We start from the raw sequence: 24525 nt of genomic DNA, 5'->3' as shown, positions 1-24525 counted from the left end.
TGCGGTGCACTTCACGTAAAAACACTTTCCTTTGATCTCTACCCAAAAATCAGCAACTTGGCTAACCTGTTAAAAATTAATCGAAATCTAAGGTTATATTTGCAACTTCGACATGTTAACATCATCGGCTTTTTGAACATCCTCACACTTTTCGTCGAAACGATGTGAGGGGAAATGCACGGCTTCATAGCCCTAAAAAGCGAAGTAATTATGTCAAATATGACGAATGCCGCCTCCCACACAGCGCCTATTCAGGATGCTGACTATTCTGCTATTCATCCCCCATCTCTGCTCAAGCGCCTCGAACTCACCAATCCTGTCTTTTGGTTAAGTGGTAGCTTCCTCACTCTATTCGTTTTACTTGCCCTAACGAATACCGACTCTCTAACCGCAATGGTTAACACCGGCTTCGGCTTTGCTACTAAATATTTCGGAGCTTACTGGCAAGTACTGCTTCTTCTGAATTTCCTTATTGGTTTGGCTCTTGCGTTTGGTCGCACTGGTTATGTGCGTCTAGGTGGTCTAGCGAAACCTGATATTGATAACTTTAAGTGGTTGTCAATTGTACTCTGTACCCTACTTGCAGGTGGTGGTGTGTTCTGGGCCGCTGCTGAGCCTATCGCGCACTTTGTGACTGCCCCACCTTTATACGGTGAAGCTTCACCGAAAACTGCCGCAATCAATGCTCTATCTCAGTCTTTTATGCACTGGGGCTTCTTAGCTTGGGCGATCCTTGGTGGTTTATCTTCCATTGTCTTAATGCACTTGCATTACGATAAAGGCCTGCCTCTTAAGCCGCGTACTCTGCTTTACCCTGTGTTTGGCGATAAAGCCATTAAAGGCTGGATTGGTGATGTTGCTGACGCATGTAGCATTATTGCCGTAGCAGCAGGAACAATCGGCCCTATCGGCTTCTTAGGTTTACAAATTAGCTACGCGCTAAACTCATTGTTTGGCCTGCCAGATACGTTCGTAACGCAAAGCATGGTTATCATGGCAGCGATCCTGATGTATACCCTTTCCGCACTAAGCGGTTTGAGCAAAGGTATTCAAATCGTCAGTCGTTACAACATTATTTTGTCTGTGCTGTTAATTGGTTACATCCTGTTCTTTGGACCGACAAGCTTTATTGTTGATGGCTACGTACAAGGCGTTGGTCGCATGGTAGATAACTTCTTCCCAATGGCGCTTTACCGTGGTGATACGGGCTGGCTAAGCTGGTGGACAGTATTCTTCTGGGGTTGGTTTATAGGTTATGGCCCAATGATGGCGATCTTTATTGCTCGTATCTCTCGTGGTCGTACAATTCGCCAATTGATCATGTCTATTAGCATCGCAGCACCGCTGATTACTTGCTTCTGGTTTAGTATCGTTGGCGGCAGTGGCCTTGCGTTTGAGCTTGATAACCCTGGCTTGATTTCATCTGCGTTTGAAGGCTTTAACTTGCCTGCAGCACTGCTAGCGATTACGGGTGAATTACCTTACCCAATGATCATTTCGGTTCTGTTCCTGATCTTAACGACAACATTTATCGTGACGACGGGTGACTCAATGACTTACACAATCAGTGTAGTAATGACGGGCTCAACAGAACCAAACGCAGTGATTCGCTCATTCTGGGGTTTGATGATGGGTATTGTCGCTATTGCGCTTATCTCAATGGGCTCTGGTGGTATTTCTGCATTGCAGTCTTTCATTGTGATTACCGCCGTGCCTGTGTCTTTCATTTTGCTGCCAAGCATTTGGAAAGCACCTGGCATCGCAAGTAAAATGGCGAAAGAGCAAGGCCTCGTTTAAACCGCCTCTCTAACCAATATACGAAAAAGAGCCCTTCATTGGGCTCTTTTTAATTCTGCGCTTTATCCTACGCTATCAATGCGAATCATCACTGCATCTGGACGCCAATACTCGAATTCGCAGTCCATTAAATGCCCATCTTGTTTGTAGTTTACTCGACGAATTTTCAGGACGGGTTGTCCTTCAGCTAGGTTCAACGCCTTAGCGACATGAGCAGGCGCTGACGTTGGAATCACATCAAAACGAGAGCGCTTTGTCTCGTAGCCATACTTCTCACGATAAATACCTGTCAGTGAAATGGTGAGGTTCTCGGACAATATACCTTCAAACAGTGCTGCTTTGAGTATATTTTCAACAAACAATACCGCTCGCCCATCAATAAAACGTAACCGTTCAATCACATAAATTGGGGTAATTCGCTCAACCTCTAACGATTTTGCATATTCACCTGCAGCCATTTCACTTCTTACGTTGAGTAATTTGGTTTCCGCAATACGATGCTGCTCTCGAATCATTTGATGGAAGTGAGAACGAGACAACGGGTTGTAACAGATACGCTCCGGAGATACATACCAACCCCGGCGCTCTTCTCGATAAATAAGACCTTCAGTTTCCAAAGACACCAACGCATCTTTGATAGTGATTCGAGTCGTAGAGAACAGCTCACTGAGCTCTCTTTCTGATGGCAATTTTTGTCCTTCCGACATGATGCCGGAAAGAATCTGCTGCTTTAAGCTGCTTCTAATTTTTCCTAATTGGGTACCAAATTGGCTGGTGCCTGTCGCTCTCATTCTGATCTAGTCCAACGATAATTTGATGAACAACATAAGGCGTGTACGTAACAAAAATATGACATTAATCAACAGAACACATGCGTATGAAATATAAGTGCCATAGAAATTCATAAAAACTGTCAAATTACTTGCGCTAAATCGTCACATTCCATCCATAGCATACAAAGCGAACTTACTGACCTAGTCCAGAAGGATGGAGACAATGAAAACTTTGCTAAGTCGTTCAATTACCGCACCAGCGGCAATCATCGCGGTAACGCTTGCAGCACCAACAGTAGCGAAAGAAGCCGATATTGAGTCATTGGTTACCGCAGCACAAAAAGAAGGGGCGGTTTACAGTGTAGGTATGCCCGATAGTTGGGCGAACTGGAAAGACACTTGGGCTGATTTAAAGTCAAACTACAACCTTAAGCACCAAGACACGGATATGAGCTCGGCTCAAGAAATCGCAAAATTCGAAGCTGAGAAGAAAAAGGCGACCGCAGACATTGGTGACGTAGGCTTTGCCTTCGCACGTGTAGCGGTTAAAAAAGGCGTCACTCAGCCATACAAACCAACAACTTGGAATGACATTCCAGATTGGGCAAAAGACGAAGATGGTCATTGGGCACTTGCTTACACTGGCACTATTTCTTTTATCTCCAACAATAACCTCGTAAAAGACGCGCCAAAAACGTGGGATGACCTATTAAAAGGCGACTACAAAGTGACCGTAGGTGACGTCGGCGTAGCAGCACAGGCAAACAACGCGGTTCTCGCCGCAGCGTTCGCCAACGGTGGGGACGAATCCAACCTCAAGCCTGCGCTCAAGTTCTTTTCTGAACTCGCGAAGCAAGGTCGTCTTTCATTTACTGATCCGAACATCGCCAACCTAGAAAAAGGCGAAGTGGAAGTGGCGATCATGTGGGACTTCAATGCGTTGAACTATCGCGACAAAATTGACCGCGATCGCTTTACAGTGAGCATTCCTCAAGATGGCTCTGTGATTTCTGGTTATACAACCATAATCAATAAATATGCGAAGAACCCTAATGCAGCAAAACTTGCTCGTGAGTACATCTTCAGCGATCAAGGGCAAATCAACTTAGCAGAAGGTTATGCGCGTCCAATCCGCACCAACATCACACTGCCTCAAGCAGTGCAAGACAAGCTAATTGCTAACGACCAATACAGCAATGTTCACCCAGTGACTGACTTCTCAGCTTGGGAAAAGTCCGCGCGTAAGCTGCCACGTCAATGGCAAGAAAGTGTCTTAATCCACCAGCAATAAGAGTAAGTCGTTATGAGCAATAAGGTCATCCTTGTTGTTCTAGATGGACTGAACTATCAGGTAGCCCGTGATTGTATGGGCTACCTCAATGGTCTTCTAGAACAAAGTCGTTCCCAACAAGAAACTCGCGCAACGCTTTATCCTGTGCAATGTGAGCTGCCCTCTATGTCTCGCCCACTTTATGAGTGCATTTTAACGGGCGTTCGCCCTGTAGAAAGCGGCATCGTAAACAACAATATCGTTCGTCTATCCAAACACGATTCCATTTTCAGTTTGGCAAAAGCCCAAGGCAAAGTTACCGCTGCGGCTACCTACCACTGGGTAAGTGAGCTTTATAATCGCGCGCCATTTGAACCTGTTCGCGATCGTTTCACGCATGATGAAACCCTGAATATCCAGCACGGCTGCTTTTACCATTGGGATCATTATCCTGATGAAGCCTTGTTCCTGGACGCAGAGTATTTACGTCGAAACTATCAACCTGATTTCTTACTGATCCACCCGATGAATATCGACGATACAGGACATAAGTTTGGCCTAGACTCTCGCCAATACCGCAATTGTGCGCGAGGTGCAGACATTATTCTTTCCAACTACATCGAACAATGGCTTGCTGATGGGTATCAAATCATTGTGACCAGCGATCATGGCATGAACAACGATCTTTCTCACGGTGGGATTTTACCTGAAGAGCGAGAAGTTCCTCTGTTTGTCATTGGCGATAAGTTTACCCATCAGGATTGTCATATTAAGCAAACTGATATTTGTGGCACCGTTTGTCAATTGCTAAACCTTGACCACACGAAGCCATACACTCAGGAATTGTTAGCACTATGAGCAGTTCTGTCCTCTCCCCAAGCTCTAGCGAATCTCGCTCAAATTTGGCAAGTACTTGGTTAAAGCGCTTTAAGCCAGCCATTTGGTTAGTGCCTTTCGCGCTGTTTTTCTACCTATTTCAACTCGCACCGATGATTTGGGTACTGTTAAACAGCTTTATCTACGATGGCGAGTTTGCCTTAGATAACTACATTGAAGTGCTCGACTCTGCCTTTATGATGCAGGCGTTTGGCAATAGCTTGTGGTTAGCGGTGTGGTCGAGCATTTTTGGCTTAGCCATTGCGACTTTGTTGGTCTCTTCTCTACGCAGAGTCGATTCTAAAGTCCGCGACGGTGTGATTGCGTTTACGAACATGAGCAGCAACTTTGCAGGCGTACCTCTGTCATTCGCTTTTATTATTATTTTGGGCACCAATGGGGCGATTACCCTTTTGCTCAAGCAGTATGGCTTACTCGGTGATTTCGACCTTTATGGTAAATGGGGCCTGCTGGCCATTTACATCTACTTCCAAATCCCGCTGGCGGTGTTGTTGATCTACCCTGCGTTCGACGCGTTGAGTGATGATTGGCAAGCAGCTGCTGCGCTACTAGGAGCCAAAACATCGCAGTATTGGGCGAAAATCGCGCTGCCAGTGCTCTCACCAGCCTTATTCGGTACCTTTATTATCTTAATAGCCAACGCAATCGGCGCATATGCGAGTGTTTATGCGTTGACCTCCGGTAACTATAACGTCATCACAATTCGAATTGCGAGTCTGGTATCGGGAGACCTGTTCCTTGAACCTAATCTCGCCGCTGCAATTTCGGTGATTCTAATGGCGTTACTTGCCTTTATCACAGTGATTAACCAATGGCTCATTTCGAAAAGCTATGCAGGTAGGAGGTAGTCATGCACAACGTTAATACTCGATTCCATAAAACGGTGGTTTATTCCATTGTTGGGATCATGCTCATCCCGATTTTAGCGACCTTTGTCTATTCGCTTTCATCACGCTGGGGCGCCACGGTGCTTCCGGATGGTTTCACTTTTGATTGGTACGTTAAATTGCTGACCGACCCACGTTTTTTGCAAGCGTTTGGGCGTTCGTTGTTTATTTGTATTGCTTCGCTAACCCTCAGTGTGCTTCTGGTTCTGCCAGCGATATTCGTGGTGTTTTACTACTTCCCGAAGCTCGATAAGCTCATGAACGTACTAATTTTGCTACCATTCGCTGTACCACCAGTCGTGTCGTCCGTCGGCTTGCTTCAACTTTATGCTGACAGTGAAATATCTCTTATCGGTACCCCTTGGATTTTAATAGGCACTTACTTCACCATCGCGTTACCGTTCATGTATCGTGCGATTTCCAATAGCTTCGAAGCAATTAACCTTAACGATTTAATGGACGCTGCACACTTGCTAGGGGCAAGCACAACCAAAGCGTTTTTGATGGTCATTTTACCTAACCTCAAAAAAGGACTGATGGCATCGCTTTTCCTTTCATTTTCATTTCTATTGGGAGAGTTTGTGTTCGCCAATATTTTAGTCGGCACACGTTATGAAACCCTGCAAATCTACTTGTATAACATGCGTCAGACGAGCGGCCACTTTACGTCTGCCTTAGTGATGACCTACTTCCTATTTATTTTTTTCCTGACTTGGTTGGCAAGTCGTTTTAGCCGAGGAGTCAAACAATGAGCTACGTCACTGCGAAAAATCTGACTAAACGTTTTGGTGATAACACCGTATTTGAGGACATTCACTTTAACATCGAGCAAGGTGAATTCATTACGCTTTTGGGCCCTAGCGGTTGTGGTAAATCGACGCTACTTCGCAGCCTTGCAGGGCTTAACCCTGTCGATGGCGGCGAGATTTGGGTAAACGGAGAAGATATCACGCATCAAGTCCCGCAAGAGCGTGGTATTGGGATGGTCTTTCAATCGTATGCGCTGTTTCCCAATATGACCGTTGAAGGCAACATTGCATTTGGCTTAAAAATGAAAAAGCTTGCGAATGATGATATTCGACGTGAAGTAGCTAAAGTCATCAAACTGGTGGATCTGGCAGGTAAAGAAAAACACTATCCACATCAACTTTCTGGCGGTCAGCGCCAGCGTGTCGCACTCGCCCGAGCGTTGGTGGTTAAACCTCGCATATTATTGCTTGATGAGCCACTTTCTGCGCTTGATGCCAAAATCCGCAAACATCTTCGTCAGCAAATCCGAGATATTCAGAAAGAGATGAATCTCACCACTATCTTCGTAACTCATGACCAAGAAGAGGCGATGATTATGTCTGATCGTATCTTCCTAATGAGTAAAGGGGAAATTGTTCAAGCAGGAACACCTGAAGAAATTTATACTCATCCTGCTAACGAGTTTGTGGCCGGTTTCATGGGGCACTACAACCTTGTAGAGGCCAATAAAGCCAAGCAACTCTTCAATATTGATACCGAATGGAAAGTAGCGATTCGCCCAGAGTCTATATATGTAAAAGAGCAAGGTCGTCAATATGATAGCCACATCTCAGCGCCACAAGTAGGTACGATCACCAACCACCAGCTTCTAGGTAATATTATTCGCTATCAAGTGAACGTTGAAGAGTGTGAGCTCACTGTTGACTTACTTAACCGCTCTTCAGAACGCTTACTAGCGAATGGCAGCCAACTAGAGCTACTCTTTAACCTAAACGAAATACAACCAGTGAGAGCCTAAACATGTCCAAACCTTTGTATGTTTTTGATATGGATGAAACCCTAATAAACGCTGACTGCGCAATGATTTGGAACGAGTTTATGGTTGAGAGAGGCATCGCGACTGATCCTTTATTTATTAAGGAAGATCAGCGTCTAATGGCCTTGTACTCTGAAGGCAAAATGGACATGGAAGATTACCTAGCGTTCTCCATGAAGCCACTAGAAAACATGCCGATTGAAGAAGTAAACGCCTTGGTTGAAGAATGTGTTGAAAGCCATATTCTGGCTAAACAGTTTCCTCAAGCCAAAACTCTGATTGAGCAACTGTCTCGTGATGGTATAGATATGGTTATCATCTCTGCCAGCGTCACTTTTTTGGTGGAAGCCGTTGGTCGCCGTCTTAATATTCCAACCGTACTCGGAATTGATTTAATTGAGAAAGACAACTGTTATACCGCTGAAATCGACGGTGTCCCTAGTTATCGTGAAGGTAAAGTCACGCGCTTAAAACAGTGGCTAGAAAATCAGCCTGAGCCTTATTCGGAAATCCATTTCTATACCGATTCAATCAACGATTTGCCTTTATGTGAATACGCAGATTACACCTACCTGGTAAATCCATGCTCACGCCTAAAAGAACACGCGAATCGATCAAATTGGACGCTATTACGTTGGAATTAGCCTTCGGTCTTTATAGCAATAAAGGGCAGCTAACTGCTGCTCTTTGGTTTTATGTTACGTACCTCATTATCAGGAAGCTCTTCATCTAATAACTCTGATATATTTATCGATGATACAATCATATTTTCAGCCTCCTGCGCATTTTCAAGGCATACTTTCATATAGCGATCAGTCCATCCATCATGATGGAACTCTATGCTCAGGTAACAATATTTATTAAATAAAAAGCAATAATGATTCTTAAATTTAGATAAACTTTTCTCAGACTCATATTTAATATAATTATTATGTAAGCTTATATTAGGGGGAGTTACCAATATATCTGAAACCCTAGTATTAATAAGTTCATTTCTTAACTCTTCATTACCTACAACCACCTCTTCGGTGTAATGCTTATATATAGATTTTGCTTTATACTTATTGTAACCTCTACCCGTTTTAGGATCATGCTCTTCGGCATTGTAAAAATCATTATATCGAAAGAAAATATCATCTCGTATATCATATAGTGATTTTTTAATATTTGAGCTCTTAACATATGGAATCAAGCTAAGCTTCATTGTTAACTGTCCATAATAATCGTATGTTCCAGGATATGGAATTATCGTGTGGTAAGGCCACTCTAAGCGCCCAACCAAAAAAAACTGATTATGGTAATCATTCCTAACATTACTTTCTAAGAAATCACGCGTAATCTCTGAGTCCTCTTCAGCTCTATGTGATTCGTACCCCCCTCCAGGCACGGTCAAATCACAAACGAGGCTCCCAAACCTATAGATTCTGTGGCTAGGTTTAGATAATTTCGCTCCTGATCGAAATTTTAATTTTAGAAGAGACATAATACTCATTAATGCTTACCAATTTTCGCATATTTACCTATCACCCTAGCCTTTTGCCGGGCACCAGACTCTCTCAGCTGTTTTTCATAAGTATTTAACCCAAGATAAGGTAATGAATGAGGGCTGCCACCTATGGTTTTGGACAAAAAACAAGCCCAAATAAAAACAGGACTCAAGCTCAAGTTCATTTTGGTTATGCTTGTTACACCATTTAACCCGATTACGTTAGGTACAAAGTCTGCAGGGTTAGCTCTAAGTGGCTGAACTTTCATACCTAAACGCTTTGCTTTCATTGATAAAATACCATAATTACCACCAGGGCTATGTACTGCCAATTCATGTCCATCTAATCTTAGTTCAGGCCTTAGACTTTTTACTTCCTCAATCGCAGAGCGAAATATAATAGCTCCTTGACTATGAACAGTCCATTTTACTCGACGACGCTCACTGTGTGTTTTAATAATTAAAGAAGCAAGTTGCTTCGCATTTCTACTTTTAAATATACGAGTTTGATCAAAGATACACTCTGCCAAATCAAAAACCCCTCCATCTGTAGGGTTATGAAACAAATTATACCTAACTATATTATCTTTCCTATATGCGACGTCAGTATGAACACCCATTAACTTTGATGCTGTATCATAATCGTTATTCATACCATTTATAGTAACGTGTTCACAGTTAATCTTCGGAATGATATTGGCACCTTTCCCATCCCAACTATTCAATGCAGACTGAATATCTTCATTAGTATTTTTATCTTCTGAGTAGCGGGATTTTGTTTCTTTTCTTACATCGTACAACATAGTTCTTTGTTTTTTTGACTCTAACTTTGAACCATGGAGCTTACTATCTAGCATAATCTCTTCAATGACTACAGAACCACTGTCAGATATACGATAAAGAATTAAAAAATGATAAGCTCTAAAAGGGTCAATATTCCTTGCCAAACGCCAAAAAGGATTTCTGCTATGCTTAGTTAGACTCGCCCTTTTAGGATTATCTATAATTTTATAAATGTCTTTTATCACATTCTTGCGATCAAAGTCTGTCATTGCTTGAATAACTAAAATCGCCTGCCTTGTAATCTTAACATCTCTCTTATCTAATATTCTAGGATCAATATCGAACTGACCTAAAAAGTTGCTAAATCTATTCAATACAACAACATCTCTAGCATTACTCTCTGTTGGCTTTTGGTTAAGTATTTCCCAAGTCATATTAGGCTCCAAACTTAAAATAAGGCCAACATTACTCAATATATATTCTAATCTAAAGAGCAAATTTATTATTTTAGAGGAAAGCGGTAAAAGCATGTAACTTATTATTACCACAGTTACATAAAAGATAAAAAGACAATCTTATAATTTGCATCTCCATGTGAGCGACTTTCTCGTTCCAAGAAGTACAATGCAAAGTTCAAACTAACGAAAATCAAAGATACTTACACACCAGTAACAATCCTGCCTAACCTATGTCGGGTTGCTAAAAATCATGAATATTTAGCAGTGTGATATGACGAAATTTATATAACTAAAATGGATAAAGAAAGGAATATTTATATCTCTATATGTGTTCAAATTCGAAAGTCAAGCATTCCAGGAACAATAGAACAACATGTTCACAATCCATACTAACGATAATGAAAACATTGATTGAAGAATTAACATTTTAACAATCATTGCAACAATGTTAACTTTAGCTCCGTTGGTCGCGCTGGTGGTAAGCCTCTCACCAAGCCTATTGTCAGTTTTATATGGACGTTCGACCACCTCCAAAATGAATAGACACCCAATTTGGTGCCCTTTATTACGCCCGCAGAGGAAATTCTTTGTGGGCTTTTTTCTTCCAGCTTTATTGGTCTGGTAGTAAAAACAAAAAAGCCAGCCTTAAAAGGCTGGCAAGTAGAGCAACAAGGTCAGTGCTTACTGCTAACTAGCACTGAACTCGTATTGGATTCATTTTCGTCTGTTAGTCTCTTTATCGGCGGTTATGACTTGCTTGCTTTCTCTTTGTGGCACGTTACCTTTACTAACTGTTCTTGCTCATCTTTAATGTTTTTCACGATACGCTCATCGCGTGCGTGGATGGCATCCATATTCATTTGCTGAATATCTGCTACAGCTTCATGCTTCATTTCAGAAAAGTCCTGACGTAAATCTGAGCTCCACTCCTCTTTGTCTAAAGTGTTAGCAGCAGCGATTGGTGATGACATTACAACAATAAGACTTAGAGTAGATAGAAATACGCTTTTCATAATAAGCTCCTTGAGGATTAGCAGTTCGTTTTAGTTACAATTTATATATTGCACATACGGTGCCAACTTTTATTTTGTTATTTTTCAATAACTTAATCAGAATCATGTGTTCATCATTATCTCCATCTGGTAAATTTCGCTAACCAAGTGTTAAATTAACCAAGAAAATCAAACACGCAAAAGGTATTCATATAAAGAATGATTTATCAGGAGATTTTCTCGCTGTTCTTTCATCGAATAAATTACGTAACAACCCACTCTAGAACTGCTTTGAATCAAAATACAGAAATAAAAAAGCAGCCCGAAGGCTGCTCCTAATCGTTAACATCAAGCTTGTTAACTCTATATATTTACTTCAACGCTCGACGTCACTGGCGACTTTCTGAAACGATTGATAAAGCGATGAATAAACCTCTTAATCGATCTGAAAATATTTTTAATATCTTCAAGCATTAAATACAAACAAGGCACCAGCACTAAAGTCAGAACCGTTGCGTACAACACCGCAAAGCCCAAAGCGACAGCCATTGGTATGACAAAACGCGCCTGCAAGCTCGTTTCAAACATAATCGGCAATACACCCGCAAACGTCGTTATGGAGGTGAGCGTGATCGCTCGAAAGCGTGCACAGCCCGCCTCAACCACCGCTTGTTTGATGTTCATACCCTTTTCTCTCACTTGGTTTACGTAATCTGTCATAACTAGAGAGTCGTTGATAACCACGCCAGCAGCGGCGATCAAACCAAATGTCGACATCATACTGATATCCAAACCTAGCCAGAAGTGGCCCCAAATCGCCCCCGTCAGACTAAATGGAATGACTGACATTACAATCAAAGGTTGGGTATAACTTTTTAACGGTACGGCTAACAAGATGTAGACGATGATCATGCCTGCAATAAAGAACAGAATCTGTTCATTACGCTGCGCTGCTTGCTCTTCAATATCACCACCCAATTCCGTTTTCACACTCGGGAAGACTTGCTTCATGTCCGGTAAGATATTGTCGTCGATGACCTTCACGACTTCTTGAGGTTCAACCAATTCTTCGTCTATCGAACCATAGACATAAACGGTTTGATACCCGCCTTCACGTCGAATGCTACTCACGCCCGGCTGCTCGTTGATCTTCACCACATCACCCAGCATGACCTTCTTACCTGCTGGCGTGGTAATCACAGCGTAACGTAATGATGAAAATGCTTCACGTGTCAGTTGCGGGTAACGCACCATAACTTTGATTTCTTCACCATCACGAATAAGACGCTGTGCTTCACCACCGTAGAAGCTGCCACCCACTTGCTCTGCGATCATGGTGAGATCCAGTCCGAGATCGTACGCTACAGGCGCAAGAGAAAGGAGCACTTCTTTGCTTCCTGAATCAATAGAAGATGAAATATCGTATAACCCTTCTTCCTGCTGTAAACGCTCTATCAAGTAACGCCCAGCCTCGTTCAATTCATTAATATTAGAACCAAACAGCAAGTAACCAAACTCATCTCTGTCACCGCCACCCGCGCTCTGCTCGCGGATTTTGATGCTCTTCATTCCAGGAATAACTGGCATAGCTTCACGCCAACGTCGAGCAAGTTCAAATGTATTGAACGGGCGTAATTCCTCATCAACCAATGGCACCAAAACACGGCCTTCGGTACGGCTTCTGTTGTATGAAAGCACATCACGAATCATACCTTGACCATGTTCTGCGATGGTCTCTGATTCAATTTTTTGCATCACACGTTCGATGGTCTTAAGAGCACTGATTGTTTGCTCACTTGAAACGGTATCGTTCATTTCAATAGTGATCGCAGGATAATCAGTAGGCACTTTAGGGTTAGGGATCACCCGAACATAATTCGCGTTGACCAAAGCCGCACTGATCAGCAGTAAACCGCAAAACACAGCAAATACTGTCCAGCGCCAATGCGTACATGTCGTGACAAAGTTACGATAAGTGCCGTTTACAAAGCCAAAAAAGCGTTGGTTAAATCGGTCACGCCAGCCACCAGGTTTAACTGGCTTAAAGTGAGTATGTGCGAGGTGAGCAGGAAGGATTAACTTCGATTCAATCAAACTGAAGATCAAACAAAGAATCACAACGCCCGCAATACCATAGAAGAAAGCACTGTCAATACCGCTAGACAACAAGAAAGGGGCAAACACGGCAATTGTGGTTAAAACGCCAAAAGTAGCTGGCGTGGCAACACGTTTGACACCGCGAACCACATTTTCTACGCCACCGCCTTTTTCTTCAATTTCGCTGTAGGCGCTCTCTCCCATCACGATGGCGTCATCGACCACAATACCGAGCACCATAATGAAGGCAAAAAGAGATACGATGTTTACCGTGATCCCTAATGCAGGCATCATCATCACCGCGCCAAGAAAACATACTGGCAGCCCAATCATTACCCACATTGCCAAGCGAAAGCGCAAGAAAATGGTCAGCATGATCGCCACTAGAACTGCGCCTTGCAGCAAGTTTTTCAACATCATGTCGAGACGACCATTTAAATAATAGGTCGTATCCACTAAGACTTTGAGCTTAACGTCCTGCGGTAATGTCTTATTTTTTGCTTCGATATAATTACGAACAGACTCGGCAACAGGGATAATGTTCTGATCGCGAGTCGCTTCAACAGACATGTAGATCGCATTTTGCCCTGAGTATTCAAAGTAGCGCTCTTCTTCCGTAAAGCCATCTTTGATCGTGGCGATATCTTGCAGTAAAACCTTCGCACCATTTGCGCCAAGCTTTACAGGAATATTCCTAAACTCATCACCACGGTAGTACTGATTTTCAATCCTTACTGCGATCATCCCTGAGTTTGTTTTGACTTCGCCCGCAGAAAAATTGGCAGAATAACGACTGATCGCGCTGCTGATATCGCTCAACGTCAAGTCGTATTTACGAAGAACGAGTGGATCAACTTCAATCGCTATCTCTTCCTCTGGTGCACTCAAATACACCAACATGACATTTTTGAGTTGAAGTAATTCACCCTCGACTTGCTTAGCAATGGGTTTGAGCTCTTCAAGCGGTCGGTCCCCAACTAACCCCATTTCTATCACATCTTGACGCCACTCAACTTGGTAGACATTGATCGGTTCCATACCGGCAGGTAAGTTGGATAAAGTATCAATGCGTTGATTTACATCATCCAAGACACGCTTGATATCAGCATTAACGTCTACCTCGATAGAGACATACGCGCTACCTCTAGAGGCCGTTGAGACCGTTTTTTTAATCCCGGTGACATCTTTAATCGATTCCTCAACCTTAACGAGAATGCTTTCTTCAATTTCTTGAGGAGAAGCGCCAGGATAAGTCGCACGAACATCAATGTAGTTCACCTCAATGTTCGGAAACATCTGCCTTTGAATAAAGAGAAAACTAACCACACCCATGATGATGATGAACACCATCAAAAGGTTGGCAGCGACGGGGTTATTCGCAAAATAGGCAATTAAGCCCTTTTGTTTAGTATCTTCCATGACAAACTCCTACTTACTGTACGACGGTTTCGGAGTCGTCACTCTTTTTTGCGATTTGTACCGCCATGCCTTTTTGAGGGTACTCCGGCAAGGTAAGTACCAACTTATCACTTTGCTCTAAGCCTTCCCCCACAAGTAAAAATTCACCTTCTGCTCTCAAGACCGTTACCGTCCGAGGTTGAAGTTGATTCTCACCATTCACTACCCATACTGTGCGATTTTTGACTAATTCCTGTGGCAGGCGATAGATATGCTTTAGCTCCTTACCTGTGAAGCTCACTTCAACGTAGGAGCCAAATTTAATTGGAGGCTGCTGATTATCAATACCATATGGGTCCGCGATTTGAATGACCATGTTAATCATTCGGGTAGCGCTATCAATCATGCCTAAATCACGAACAACTCGACCTTCTCTAGTGGTAGAAAATACACCTTGCTGCGTTACTGTCGCAGTGAGCTCACCAATGGATTCGGGTAAAAATGCACTATCAAAACCGGCGATTGGTACGTGCACCTCCGCCACTTCAATGTTGTTTAGCGTGGCAACTCGAGAGCCAGATGTGACAAATTGACCAACACCAATATCACGCTCAACAACCAGCGCATCGTAAGGTGCAACGACTTTGCAATTTTCTAAATCTCTTTTTGCTCGTTTGAGTGCCGCTTGAGCCGACTTCACTTGCGCTTGCGCGCTCAAAACGTGAGGCTTACGTAAATACAGGTCTGTCACTTGCTTATCGCTCAGTCTCTTGGCCTGGCGTTTTGCCACTTCCGCTTTGGCTTGCTCCTCAATCAAGCTCGCACGTGCGCTAGCTAAATTGGCTTCGGCTTGCAAAACCGACGCTTCGTAGTTGTCACTTTCAATCGTGAACAGCACTTCTCCTCGTTTCACGATCCCACCCGTTACAAAATTAGGGTGCCAACTTATCACTTCACCACTGACTTGCGCGGAAAGGTGTGTTTTTTCAAAAGGGACTAACTCACCATGGCTGGTTATCACCACTTTATGATCGGTAGGAAAAAGAGAAGAAGCCTGAACGGTAGGCTCTGTAATGGCATCTTTGGTTGACTCCTTTTCCGGAGCTGTCGCGGCGATTGCGGCATATCCGGCATAAGATCCACCAACGACGACGAAAGGTAAAAGCCAACGTAATACGGGTTTTGCTAACATCGAAAATCCTTTTTTATTGTTGTTTTCATCACCATGCTTTTATTAAATCTTTGACTCCCTGTAAGCATGATGGTGAGGGAATTACATTTGAATAGACGTCAAAGCAGCGCGTACCTTGCTTTTTCGGTTGCTAACTACAGAGTTATTGCCAATTCAAAGTTAATAAAATTAACAAAAAATTAACCAACTTCGCAAGTTGCCCTGACTTAACTCTTCTTTTGAACAGCAAGGGACGTGCCAGGCATTTATTTATTAAAATTCAAATAGTTATTGTTACTCAACTATTTTAACCAGTGTGCTATTGGTCATAATCACCAGATATTAGTGATTATGACCAATTCAGACACAATCATAATTAAAATAAATGATTATCTGCGTTCAAAAAGGTGAACTTAATCCCGAGAACATGACAATTCATTGATTAATAGCCCGTTATCCAACCTTGTTGGATGCACGCTGCGGCAACTTAGGTCTATAATTTCTGATAAGTAACACTCTGTAAGACAAGGAAATGTACTTTGTTACATACACTCGCTAAGCTGCTCTTCCCTTCTTTATTCACAATTTTATCGGCATGTTCATCCGTGTCATTGAACGATCCCAGTGAAAAATCCACTAGCTTCCAACTTGGGTATCAAGGTGACTCTGTGCTTGCACAGTACTTTGAAGCTTACGGGAAAGACCCCAAGTCAATCACTGGCTTTTCCCCTTTAAATCAAGGACACGATGCCCTTCTTGCTCGCACCTCTCTAATCGAGTCCGCACAAAAAAGCCTTGATCTTCAATACTATATTTACCGTGGTGACGAAACGAGTCAGCTAATAACGTGGCGCTTGTATGAAGCGGCAAAGCGTGGAGTCCGAGTAAGGCTGTTGCTTGACGATATGCAAAAGCGAAACGATGACGTGATGGCTGCCCTCAATGCACATCCTAATATCGAAATCCGCTTATTCAATCCGCATCAGTATCGCGACTCCCGCTGGTTCGCACTTGCCAGTGACTTTGAACGTCTTAATCGCCGTATGCACAATAAATCTCTGATTGCAGACAGTGTTTCTGCCATTGTCGGGGGTAGGAATATCGGCAATGAGTACTTTTCTTTTGAATCACAAGTCGAATTTGGTGATTTTGATCTACTGCTCTATGGTGAGGCGGTACAACAAACTGCAGATCAGTTCGACCTCTATTGGAATAGCGCCTATGCGATACCAATGGAATGGATAACACCGGACTCACAGCAAATTACCGACCTAGCGATTCAAAAGCAGGTCGACAAACTCCAGCTAGAGGAAAAGTTCTCAACCGGCCGTTATGACTTCACTAAACTGGATATGTACCAAGCTCTCAAACAAGGCAATCTCAAGCTCTACTGGGGAGAAGCAAAAGTATGGTTTGACTTACCCGATAAAGTTGCGACCCGAGAGAGCCAACTTATTGATAATTTAACGGAGCTGGTTAAAAGTGTTGAACATTCATTTGTTCTTATCTCCCCCTATTTCGTCCCAACCGAAGTCGGCACACAAGCATTGAGTAACGCGGCCAAGCGAGGCGTTGATATCACGATTGTGACCAATAGTCTCGCCTCTAACGACGTGTTTGCCGTGCATGGTTGGTACGCAAAATATCGAACAGACCTACTCGAAGCTGGGGTCAAGCTATGGGAAGTAAAAGCAAGCGCAAAACTCAAAAGCAAGTGGAGCCTCACGGGGAGCAGCAGAGCAAGTTTACACGCAAAAGCAATGACGATTGATGACAAAACTCTGTTTGTTGGCTCGATGAACTGGGATCCACGTTCAGCCGCTTTGAATACCGAAATGGCCGTTGTTATCGAACAGCCAGAATATGTGCAAATGTTTCTAGAACAACTGCCGAATCAATTGTCGAATAACGCCTATGCCTTAACTCTACGCGACGGAGACATTGTCTGGACTGACATAAAAACAGGCAAAGAATATGATTCTGAACCAGAGGCCGGAGTATGGCGAAAAATGGGCGCTTGGTTCTCCGGCATATTGCCAATTGAAGAGCAGCTATAACAATTGCCAATGTTTCAAAACCTCCCCGATAAAGCAATACAAGAATCGACACTAGATTTGGGGAAGCACAATAAATACAAGGAAGTTCAATGTCAGCACAATGGAACGAGTACTATCAGAAAATTTTAAACCAACCTCACCGCCCAAACGTGGAAAATGCCGTAAACCTACTGAAACTCGAGAGCAAAGTCGCTCTTGATATTGGCTGCGGAATAGGTCGAGACAGTCATTTTCTCCTCGAACAGGGGTTTAACGTTCACGCATTTGATAGCCATGAAGATGCAGTAAAAACTTGTTTAACACGCTTTGAAGGCCACAAGCGTTTCTCAATTTCACAGTGCTGTTTTACTGAGTTTGACTATCCTCAATGCAGCCTGGTTATCGCGAATGCCAGTTTGTTCTTTTGCCCGGACGAAGGCTTTGAGCAAGTTTGGACCAAAATAGACAGTGCCTTACAACCTGGCGGTATCTTTTGCGGTGATTTCTTGGGAGTAAAAGACTCCTGGGTTGCATCAGAAATGCATCCGAACATTACCGCATTAACGAAAAAGGAAGTGGAAAGTTTATTCGTGGATTACGAACTCATTTCATTGAATGAAAGAGATGAAGACGGAACCACGGTAGTCGGAAGCCTAAAACACTGGCACATGTTTAGTGTGACCGCTCGCAAGCGCTAAAAGCGGTCTCTCAAGAAAGCAGCACTTCAAATCAGTGCTGCTATCAGCGATTAATTGACTGGATACACCACTTCAAAACGCTCCAAAACTAGCGTACGTTTCTCATGCCAATCTATGTTCAACTCATCGCATTCAGCTTTAAAAAATGCAGTATGCGCGTCACGCCACCAGTTTAAGGTTCTATCACCTTCGCCTTCTGCGTAGGCAAACTCTGCGGTTACATCCTCATATTTGCATGTGCTGACATCAGTAATTCGTATTACACAAACGGGGTCCCCGTTCCAATTCGTGACGACTTGTAAATGACCCACTTGTGGCATGCTTTCGCCATGCTCTCGATACCAAAGCTCCATACTGCAAGAGGCGGTTTTCTGTCCAATTCGAACCAAATCGGCGCATACGTTGGCGTTGTATTCATCGGCACAATAATAGTCAGCACTAACTGATGGTAGGGCTGCTCTTTGTTCTGGTGATAATACTTTTAGATACTGCTCTAAGTAATCCTTAGCTCGCGCGTCCATGCTCACTCCATTAATCATAAATTCGCAAGGAGAATAAAAGATATCTCGACAAATAACCACAAGGAACAAACTGAAAAACAACAAGAATATGACTTTTACGTAGACGACAATTATTTCTTTTGTAATAACTTTGCTAAACGTTTGTGCTATTTGCTATTGTTGCATGGTCTATCTGTACTCTTCTCGTGAAAGGACGTTTTATGCGCTTATTTATTGGTATTTTTTTCTCGCTGATACTTGCCTTGCCGACAATGGCATCGGACGAAAAGTATTCAGAATCGGATCTGTTAGATAGACCATTAATGGAACGCTATATTTTAGATGAGCTAAAAGCACTGCGTCAGGACTATCAGAGCCTAGAAAAACGAATGATCACAGAGATCACCGATCGCGAGCTGACGGTTGCGGATAAATCGTTGAACTATGCCAACGTGACCGTAACCTACTTCTTCTACATCATCGCAGGTGTCGCATCGCTGATCGCCTTTGTAGGCTGGCAATCTCTGCGAGAGTTTAAACACAACACCAAAGAGATGGCGGATAAACGATTAGAAAAGATCGCCCAAGAATACGAGAAGAAATTTGTCGCCCTTGAGCGAGATTTAAAACGCAAAACTCGCATTATCAGTGAAAACAATAAAGAAATTGAGAAAATCAACGAGATCCATAACTTATGGTTGCGTGCGCAAAGCTCACAAACACCAGAGCAACGTATTGAAATCTATGATGAGATCTTGCTGATTCGCCCAGGTGATTTAGAAGCGTTGACTTACAAAGCAGACGCCGCGATGGAAATCAACGAATACCACTGGGCACTAAGCATCTGTAACCGCGTACTTGAAGTCGATTACACCAATGGTCCGGCACTGTATCAACGTGCTTGTGCATACTCTCGTCTTGGCATTGAAGAGCAAGCCATTGAAGACTTGGAACGCGCTATTGAATACAGCCCATCTATTCGTGACTTGCTTGCCGAAGAGCGAGACCTCGAATTGCTGCATGGTAACGAGCGCTTTGAAAAGCTCTTACACCTAGCAAACGAATAATGGAATGAGCAGCATGAGTAGTCACTTTAACTTAGAAGACGCCAGCCAAGTGTTGGTTGGCGCTTTTGCCCTCGCCGTCCCCATCTCTTTTTCTGAAGAGGCGTGGCGACTGGGTGAAAGCTTGCCAATGGCAAACCTGCTCATGCTGTTAAGCCTTTCTGTCATTTTCCTCAGTTTTTTCGCCTATCAAAGCGTGTTCCAAAGCCACATCAAAAATCGCGTATCCATTTTTATTTTTCGTGTGGTTATCGCGTACCTCATTGCGGCCGTTGTGGTGGCGTTAGTTCTTTTCTGTCTTGATAAGCTGCCACTAATGAATGAGCCTTTGGTTGCGATAAAACGGGTCATCGTCATCACAATGCCGGCGTCAATGGGTGCAATTGTGGTGGACAGTTTCGACAAAGAATAGGAATAGCACCTACTCTTCTAACGTTAAATTAGAACCCGAGTGGTCTTTGCCTAACACATCTTCTGGGTTTCGCAGCGCGCAGGTTTCTAACGACAAACACCCGCAGCCAATGCATCCACCCAAATCGTTTTGCAGGGCTTTGAGCTTTTGAATTTTTTGCTCCAACTGTTCATGCCAATGACTCGCCATGACTTCCCATTGCTGTTTGTTTGGCGCTTGATGTTTCGGCAGCTCATCTAGCGCATGTTTGATTTCTTCTAACGACAACCCCACTTGCTGCGCCGCTTTAATCACCGCAACACGGCGCAACACACTTCGATGATAGCGACGCTGATTCCCTTGATTTCTCCAGCTCGAAATTAGTCCTTTTTGTTCATAAAAATGCAGGGCAGAGACTTTCACTCCGGAACGTTTTGCCACTTCTCCTACACTGATTTCCATCCTTGACTCCCTGTGTATCAATTTTGTTAAAAAAATTCTTTACCTCAAGTTTACTTAAGGTTTTAAAGTTGCACCATCTTAATTAACGCTAAACCCAGATGGTCTCGAAATAATGCGTTCGGAATGAACAAGTTGGTTGACAAACACAGCACAGTTATAAGCCAACGTTTTGAAATCCAAAGGGAACTTGAGGCAAACATAATGAAAAATAAAACTCAGCCGTACTTAGCTGGCCGCTTCTTTGACAGTATCTCATCTGGCTTATTCATGATGGCACTGCCATGGGTCATGCTTTCCGAGCCCAAAATGGGCACATTCGTCGCTTTAGTTTCTCTGAGCTGTACCGCGATTTCTTTTCTGGTAACGCCTTTCTTTTCCACTTTAGTTGACCGAAACTCACGCAAAGCACTCCTCGTGCTCAATCAATGGATTCAATCGGGTATGGCTTTGGTGGTGTTCATTGCTTATTGGTTAGGGTTTGAATCCCACTGGCTGCTGGCTTTTGCACAATTGGTGTATTGGGTTTCGAGTAACTTTGCATGGACGACCAACAACGCCTTCACCCAAGAAAATTATCAGCATCACGAATACGCAAAAATTTCGGGTCAGCAAGAAATTGTAATGCAATCCACGACCCTAGGAGCTGGTGCGTTGGGTATTGTTTTGCTTGAAATGTGGGGAATGAAAGAGTTTGCTTTGTTTGCAGCCAGCGCATCCGCTTTGGCGGCGATGTTTTATATTCTGACGCCGTATACCCAACAATTAAGGGCATCAAAATCTGTCGCTTTCATCGCACAACTCAAAGAGAGCCAACAAATATTCCGTCTCGAACCCCGCTTTTATGGCTTTATTCTGCTCTCTTGTCTCTCTTATCCTGCATTGACGTATTTGAGCAAATTGGTGCCGATTTGGTTTTCTGAACAAGGCATCTCTGGCGATTGGTTTGCAGGGTTCAACATCAGTTTTGGTCTCGGCTCGTTGCTAACTGGTTTCATTGTCACCAAAGTGCTGAGTCGCGCCTCCCATAGCCACATTATGTTTGCTTCGATGGTCATGGTATCTCTGGCGTTTATCGGAATGAGTTTTGCGATAAGCCCGTTGACCATCTTATTGTTTACAGCTCTGTTTGGTGTGTTTAACGCGCTAAATCGCATTGCAAGAGTCAACTGGATGCATCACACCGTAGCGGTTCATCAACGTGGTCGTGTTGATGGCGGCATCAGCATGTTTTCCACCACCATTCAATCTCTCAGTTATGTATTAATCGCGATGTTGAGTCATTACGAGCTAACACAATACGGTTTTGCAATAGCAGCTGTTGTCATGGTGTTAGCAGTGGTATTGATGGGATTACTCAGCCGAGACGTCGAGCCGTTTAACGACTTGCCCCTTCATGCAGCAGCAAAGTGAAGCATAGAAATTGAGAAGTTGAGAAATTGAAAAAGCGAGATAGGAAGGCAACCAACATCGTCTTCCTATTTTTTACACCAGCACTTTTGCCTCTATCGCTCATCAGCAAGGTTGGGTATTCTGAGGTGACAAACATGAGCAGAGGGAAATCGCAGTGAACTTAAGGCAATTGGAAGTCTTTTACGCCATTATGCAAGCAGGAACGGTGTCTGGTGCTGCTCGCTTACTGCACGTTTCCCAACCTAATGTCACTCGAGTTCTCGCCCATACAGAACAACAACTGAGCTTCGCTTTATTTGAGCGTGTAAAGGGACGTCTCGTTCCCACTCAAGAAGCCAAAGCCTTATTGCCAGAGGCAGAAAAGGTCTATCAACAACTCGGACAATTTCGCTCTCTGACCAACAAAGTCAAACAGGGAACTCAACATTTACGAGTCGGTGCCCCGCCTGTTTTGGCTGCGCACTTGTTAGCGCCGACTGTCGCGTTGTTGTCGAAAGAGCACGGCATCTCCTTTGAGCTCTTAACGGCCAATCGCGATGAGCTGTGCTCCGGGTTGCTGAAACATGAATTGGATGTCGCCATCGCGTTCGGTGAAGAAACACCACCAGCGACCATGGGGCACGTATTATTGAAAAAAAACTTAGCACTGATCGCTCCTAAAAGCGCAGCGATACCCGCAGAAAAAACCGTCATTTTAGAAGAACTCATCAGTCACGATTTACCCATTATCGGTTTAGATAGCCGAGACCCTCTGGGCTTGCTGTTGCATCAAACCTTGTCAGCGCGTGACGAGCATTATCAACATGCCATTACCGTCCGCAGCTACTCCGCGGCGGCTGAACTGGTGAAAAACGAAGCAGGATTCGCCATTGTAGACCCTTGGACTGCAAAACAATATTGCCAAGATAATGCCGTTTCCGTGCATGCTTTGGAGCCAAATATGTCCTTCTCTGTCTCTATTTTATTCGCAGAGCACACGCCTCAATCCATTGCGACAAAGCAATTTATCACCGCCCTAAAACAACAGATGGTTTAAAGGTATAACCTGAAGTTATACCTGCCTAACAAATAAGCATTCGGTTTCCTAAATCAGTCTGGCTACATTAATGAGCAATAACGATGACGAAGGGAACCATCATGCAAATTGCTCAACCTTACCTACTCTTTCTTGGCGATGTAACCGATCCACTCGCAGCAAAAACCGCGCGTGGCATATATCAATGGCGACCTGAGATTTGTCTTGGCCAAATCCGCCTGACGCCAGAAACCGTATCGCTTGGTTTAACCGACATGACACTACAACAAGCGCAGCAGCAAGGAGCAAAAACGCTGGTGCTCGGCACGGCAAATCCAGGAGGCGTCATTCCCGAAGCTTGGCAAGCAACCTTACTTGAAGCGGCAGAAATGGGATTTGAAATAGCATCGGGCATGCACCAACGTTTGGCGGAATTTGCTCCTCTTGCCGATCTAGAACAACGCGGATTAACCAAACTGTATGATGTTCGCCATTATGATGCCCCGCTCAAGGTCGGCAATGGCAAAGCTCGCGCAGGCAAGCGAGTACTTACTGTAGGGACAGATTGCTCCGTGGGCAAAATGTACTCTGCTCTTGCCATTAAGCATGCATTAAAGCGTAAAAACTGTCGCGCAGAGTTCAAAGCAACAGGTCAAACCGGAATTCTCATCGCAGGCAGTGGCATTTCGATTGATGCCGTAGTTGCCGATTTTATCTCCGGCGCAGTAGAAGCGATCAGCCCCGACTTCACCGGCCACGATTGGGACATCATCGAAGGGCAAGGTTCGTTATTTAACCCTTCGTTTGCTGGCGTAAGTTTGGGCTTACTTCACGGCGCACAAGCGGAAGCTCTGGTACTGTGCCATGAGATTGGTCGCCCACACATCCGCAACTTACCACATGCGAGCTTGCCAACCATTAAACAAACGATAGAAGCGAATCTGGCCGCTGCTCGCCTAACAAATGCAAAAGCTCAATTAGTGGGTATTTGCTTAAACACTTCGGCGATCAGCGAAGAAGATGCTGCCCAGTTATGCCAGGATTGGAGCGACAAATATCAGGTGCCCGTCACCGACCCTGTGCGTTTTGGCGTTGACGCGGTTGCAGATAGGCTTCTTACGATTTAGGAAACATTTACGGTTTAGAAAATAACT

22 protein-coding genes are annotated in these 24525 nt (G+C 43.8%); 14 read left to right on the top strand and 8 right to left on the bottom strand.

All coding sequences use genetic code 11. The annotated features are described in order from the left end of the window. Nucleotides 1-210 precede the first annotated feature (210 nt). Nucleotides 211-1797 carry a BCCT family transporter gene (locus L3V30_RS08630; protein ID WP_005392697.1) on the top strand — a complete coding sequence of 529 codons (1587 nt, stop codon included), beginning with the start codon at nt 211-213 and terminating at the stop codon, nt 1795-1797. A 62-nt stretch (nt 1798-1859) separates the two neighbouring features. Here the strand turns inward: L3V30_RS08630 and L3V30_RS08625 are convergent, their stop codons facing one another. Continuing rightward, on the bottom strand, nt 1860-2588 hold the full coding sequence (locus tag L3V30_RS08625; RefSeq protein ID WP_237308722.1) for a UTRA domain-containing protein: 729 nt from the start codon (nt 2586-2588) through the stop codon (nt 1860-1862). Between the two features lie 205 nt (nt 2589-2793). On the opposite strand from L3V30_RS08625, the gene L3V30_RS08620 reads away from it, so the two are divergent. From L3V30_RS08620 to L3V30_RS08595, 6 genes are read left to right on the top strand one after another with little or no spacing between them, the layout of a single operon-like run. Next, entirely contained in the window at nt 2794-3861 is a 1068-nt protein-coding gene (locus L3V30_RS08620) for an ABC transporter substrate-binding protein (RefSeq protein ID WP_237308721.1), read from the top strand. A 12-nt stretch (nt 3862-3873) separates the two neighbouring features. Beyond that, the gene (locus L3V30_RS08615; protein WP_237308720.1) at nt 3874-4698 is read left to right on the top strand and encodes an alkaline phosphatase family protein; all 825 of its coding nucleotides are present in this window, start codon (nt 3874-3876) and stop codon (nt 4696-4698) included. Continuing rightward, entirely contained in the window at nt 4695-5585 is an 891-nt protein-coding gene (locus L3V30_RS08610; RefSeq protein WP_237308719.1) for an ABC transporter permease subunit, read from the top strand. Before L3V30_RS08615 ends, L3V30_RS08610 begins: the two co-directional genes overlap by 4 nt. A gap of 2 nt (nt 5586-5587) precedes the next feature. Beyond that, complete coding sequence (locus tag L3V30_RS08605; protein ID WP_074189833.1) at nt 5588-6376, top strand: ABC transporter permease; 789 nt, start codon at nt 5588-5590, stop codon at nt 6374-6376. Further along, nucleotides 6373-7392, top strand: coding sequence for an ABC transporter ATP-binding protein (locus L3V30_RS08600; RefSeq protein ID WP_109168901.1), 1020 nt, complete (start codon nt 6373-6375; stop codon nt 7390-7392). Before L3V30_RS08605 ends, L3V30_RS08600 begins: the two co-directional genes overlap by 4 nt. Nucleotides 7393-7394: 2 nt before the next feature. Beyond that, a complete protein-coding gene (locus L3V30_RS08595) occupies nt 7395-8054 on the top strand; it encodes an HAD family hydrolase (protein ID WP_237308718.1) in 660 nt (219 codons plus the stop codon). A 29-nt stretch (nt 8055-8083) separates the two neighbouring features. Here the strand turns inward: L3V30_RS08595 and L3V30_RS08590 are convergent, their stop codons facing one another. The 5 genes from L3V30_RS08590 to L3V30_RS08570 all read right to left on the bottom strand — a co-directional run bounded on the left by L3V30_RS08590 (nt 8084) and on the right by L3V30_RS08570 (nt 15816). Then, nucleotides 8084-8902 (bottom strand): hypothetical protein, encoded by an 819-nt coding sequence (locus L3V30_RS08590; protein WP_237308717.1) that lies wholly within the window; start codon nt 8900-8902, stop codon nt 8084-8086. After that, nucleotides 8902-10209 (bottom strand): hypothetical protein, encoded by a 1308-nt coding sequence (locus L3V30_RS08585; protein ID WP_237308716.1) that lies wholly within the window; start codon nt 10207-10209, stop codon nt 8902-8904. The genes L3V30_RS08590 and L3V30_RS08585 overlap by 1 nt, the downstream gene beginning before the upstream one ends. A 674-nt stretch (nt 10210-10883) precedes the next feature. After that, nucleotides 10884-11150 carry a hypothetical protein gene (locus L3V30_RS08580; RefSeq protein ID WP_046873807.1) on the bottom strand — a complete coding sequence of 89 codons (267 nt, stop codon included), beginning with the start codon at nt 11148-11150 and terminating at the stop codon, nt 10884-10886. A 342-nt stretch (nt 11151-11492) separates the two neighbouring features. Next, nucleotides 11493-14645 (bottom strand): efflux RND transporter permease subunit, encoded by a 3153-nt coding sequence (locus tag L3V30_RS08575; RefSeq protein WP_237308715.1) that lies wholly within the window; start codon nt 14643-14645, stop codon nt 11493-11495. Nucleotides 14646-14658: 13 nt separating this feature from the next. Then, nucleotides 14659-15816 carry an efflux RND transporter periplasmic adaptor subunit gene (locus tag L3V30_RS08570; protein WP_006741362.1) on the bottom strand — a complete coding sequence of 386 codons (1158 nt, stop codon included), beginning with the start codon at nt 15814-15816 and terminating at the stop codon, nt 14659-14661. Nucleotides 15817-16334: 518 nt separating this feature from the next. Here L3V30_RS08570 and L3V30_RS08565 point away from each other — a divergent pair. Both L3V30_RS08565 and L3V30_RS08560 read left to right on the top strand, forming a co-directional pair. Then, the gene (locus L3V30_RS08565; RefSeq protein WP_053808079.1) at nt 16335-17852 is read left to right on the top strand and encodes a phospholipase D family protein; all 1518 of its coding nucleotides are present in this window, start codon (nt 16335-16337) and stop codon (nt 17850-17852) included. 89 nt (nt 17853-17941) lie between these two features. After that, entirely contained in the window at nt 17942-18529 is a 588-nt protein-coding gene (locus L3V30_RS08560; RefSeq protein WP_237308714.1) for a class I SAM-dependent methyltransferase, read from the top strand. A 50-nt stretch (nt 18530-18579) separates the two neighbouring features. Here L3V30_RS08560 and L3V30_RS08555 read toward each other — a convergent pair whose 3' ends face one another. Then, nucleotides 18580-19050 (bottom strand): ASCH domain-containing protein, encoded by a 471-nt coding sequence (locus L3V30_RS08555; RefSeq protein WP_237308713.1) that lies wholly within the window; start codon nt 19048-19050, stop codon nt 18580-18582. Between the two features lie 200 nt (nt 19051-19250). Here L3V30_RS08555 and L3V30_RS08550 point away from each other — a divergent pair, with 200 nt between their 5' ends. Then, nucleotides 19251-20096 carry a tetratricopeptide repeat protein gene (locus tag L3V30_RS08550; protein WP_005392681.1) on the top strand — a complete coding sequence of 282 codons (846 nt, stop codon included), beginning with the start codon at nt 19251-19253 and terminating at the stop codon, nt 20094-20096. 13 nt (nt 20097-20109) lie between these two features. Beyond that, the gene (locus tag L3V30_RS08545; RefSeq protein WP_005373896.1) at nt 20110-20505 is read left to right on the top strand and encodes a DUF2391 family protein; all 396 of its coding nucleotides are present in this window, start codon (nt 20110-20112) and stop codon (nt 20503-20505) included. 9 nt (nt 20506-20514) lie between these two features. Here L3V30_RS08545 and soxR read toward each other — a convergent pair whose 3' ends face one another. Then, nucleotides 20515-20946 (bottom strand): redox-sensitive transcriptional activator SoxR, encoded by a 432-nt coding sequence (gene soxR / locus L3V30_RS08540; protein WP_005392679.1) that lies wholly within the window; start codon nt 20944-20946, stop codon nt 20515-20517. A 201-nt stretch (nt 20947-21147) separates the two neighbouring features. On the opposite strand from soxR, the gene L3V30_RS08535 reads away from it, so the two are divergent. The 3 genes from L3V30_RS08535 to dgcN all read left to right on the top strand — a co-directional run bounded on the left by L3V30_RS08535 (nt 21148) and on the right by dgcN (nt 24498). After that, on the top strand, nt 21148-22356 hold the full coding sequence (locus L3V30_RS08535; protein WP_237308712.1) for an MFS transporter: 1209 nt from the start codon (nt 21148-21150) through the stop codon (nt 22354-22356). A gap of 154 nt (nt 22357-22510) precedes the next feature. After that, the gene (locus L3V30_RS08530; protein ID WP_237308711.1) at nt 22511-23392 is read left to right on the top strand and encodes a LysR family transcriptional regulator; all 882 of its coding nucleotides are present in this window, start codon (nt 22511-22513) and stop codon (nt 23390-23392) included. Between the two features lie 101 nt (nt 23393-23493). Further along, nucleotides 23494-24498, top strand: a complete 1005-nt coding sequence (gene dgcN, locus L3V30_RS08525; protein WP_237308801.1) for an N-acetyltransferase DgcN — start codon at nt 23494-23496, stop codon at nt 24496-24498. Nucleotides 24499-24525 lie beyond the last annotated feature (27 nt).

This window comes from Vibrio sp. A1-1, from assembly GCF_021728175.1.
Lineage (GTDB): Bacteria > Pseudomonadota > Gammaproteobacteria > Enterobacterales > Vibrionaceae > Vibrio > Vibrio diabolicus.
Note: the sequence above shows the minus strand (reverse complement) of the source record. Positions and strands in the feature narration are given on the sequence as shown.

Coding starts and splice junctions, on each gene's coding strand:
- L3V30_RS08630 (WP_005392697.1), top strand. CDS start 211: ATGTCAAATATGACGAATGCCGCCTCCCACACAGCGCCTATTCAGGAT.
- L3V30_RS08625 (WP_237308722.1), bottom strand. CDS start 2,588: ATGAGAGCGACAGGCACCAGCCAATTTGGTACCCAATTAGGAAAAATT.
- L3V30_RS08620 (WP_237308721.1), top strand. CDS start 2,794: ATGAAAACTTTGCTAAGTCGTTCAATTACCGCACCAGCGGCAATCATC.
- L3V30_RS08615 (WP_237308720.1), top strand. CDS start 3,874: ATGAGCAATAAGGTCATCCTTGTTGTTCTAGATGGACTGAACTATCAG.
- L3V30_RS08610 (WP_237308719.1), top strand. CDS start 4,695: ATGAGCAGTTCTGTCCTCTCCCCAAGCTCTAGCGAATCTCGCTCAAAT.
- L3V30_RS08605 (WP_074189833.1), top strand. CDS start 5,588: ATGCACAACGTTAATACTCGATTCCATAAAACGGTGGTTTATTCCATT.
- L3V30_RS08600 (WP_109168901.1), top strand. CDS start 6,373: ATGAGCTACGTCACTGCGAAAAATCTGACTAAACGTTTTGGTGATAAC.
- L3V30_RS08595 (WP_237308718.1), top strand. CDS start 7,395: ATGTCCAAACCTTTGTATGTTTTTGATATGGATGAAACCCTAATAAAC.
- L3V30_RS08590 (WP_237308717.1), bottom strand. CDS start 8,902: ATGAGTATTATGTCTCTTCTAAAATTAAAATTTCGATCAGGAGCGAAA.
- L3V30_RS08585 (WP_237308716.1), bottom strand. CDS start 10,209: ATGCTTTTACCGCTTTCCTCTAAAATAATAAATTTGCTCTTTAGATTA.
- L3V30_RS08580 (WP_046873807.1), bottom strand. CDS start 11,150: ATGAAAAGCGTATTTCTATCTACTCTAAGTCTTATTGTTGTAATGTCA.
- L3V30_RS08575 (WP_237308715.1), bottom strand. CDS start 14,645: ATGGAAGATACTAAACAAAAGGGCTTAATTGCCTATTTTGCGAATAAC.
- L3V30_RS08570 (WP_006741362.1), bottom strand. CDS start 15,816: ATGTTAGCAAAACCCGTATTACGTTGGCTTTTACCTTTCGTCGTCGTT.
- L3V30_RS08560 (WP_237308714.1), top strand. CDS start 17,942: ATGTCAGCACAATGGAACGAGTACTATCAGAAAATTTTAAACCAACCT.
- L3V30_RS08555 (WP_237308713.1), bottom strand. CDS start 19,050: ATGGACGCGCGAGCTAAGGATTACTTAGAGCAGTATCTAAAAGTATTA.
- L3V30_RS08550 (WP_005392681.1), top strand. CDS start 19,251: ATGCGCTTATTTATTGGTATTTTTTTCTCGCTGATACTTGCCTTGCCG.
- L3V30_RS08545 (WP_005373896.1), top strand. CDS start 20,110: ATGAGTAGTCACTTTAACTTAGAAGACGCCAGCCAAGTGTTGGTTGGC.
- soxR (WP_005392679.1), bottom strand. CDS start 20,946: ATGGAAATCAGTGTAGGAGAAGTGGCAAAACGTTCCGGAGTGAAAGTC.
- L3V30_RS08535 (WP_237308712.1), top strand. CDS start 21,148: ATGAAAAATAAAACTCAGCCGTACTTAGCTGGCCGCTTCTTTGACAGT.
- dgcN (WP_237308801.1), top strand. CDS start 23,494: ATGCAAATTGCTCAACCTTACCTACTCTTTCTTGGCGATGTAACCGAT.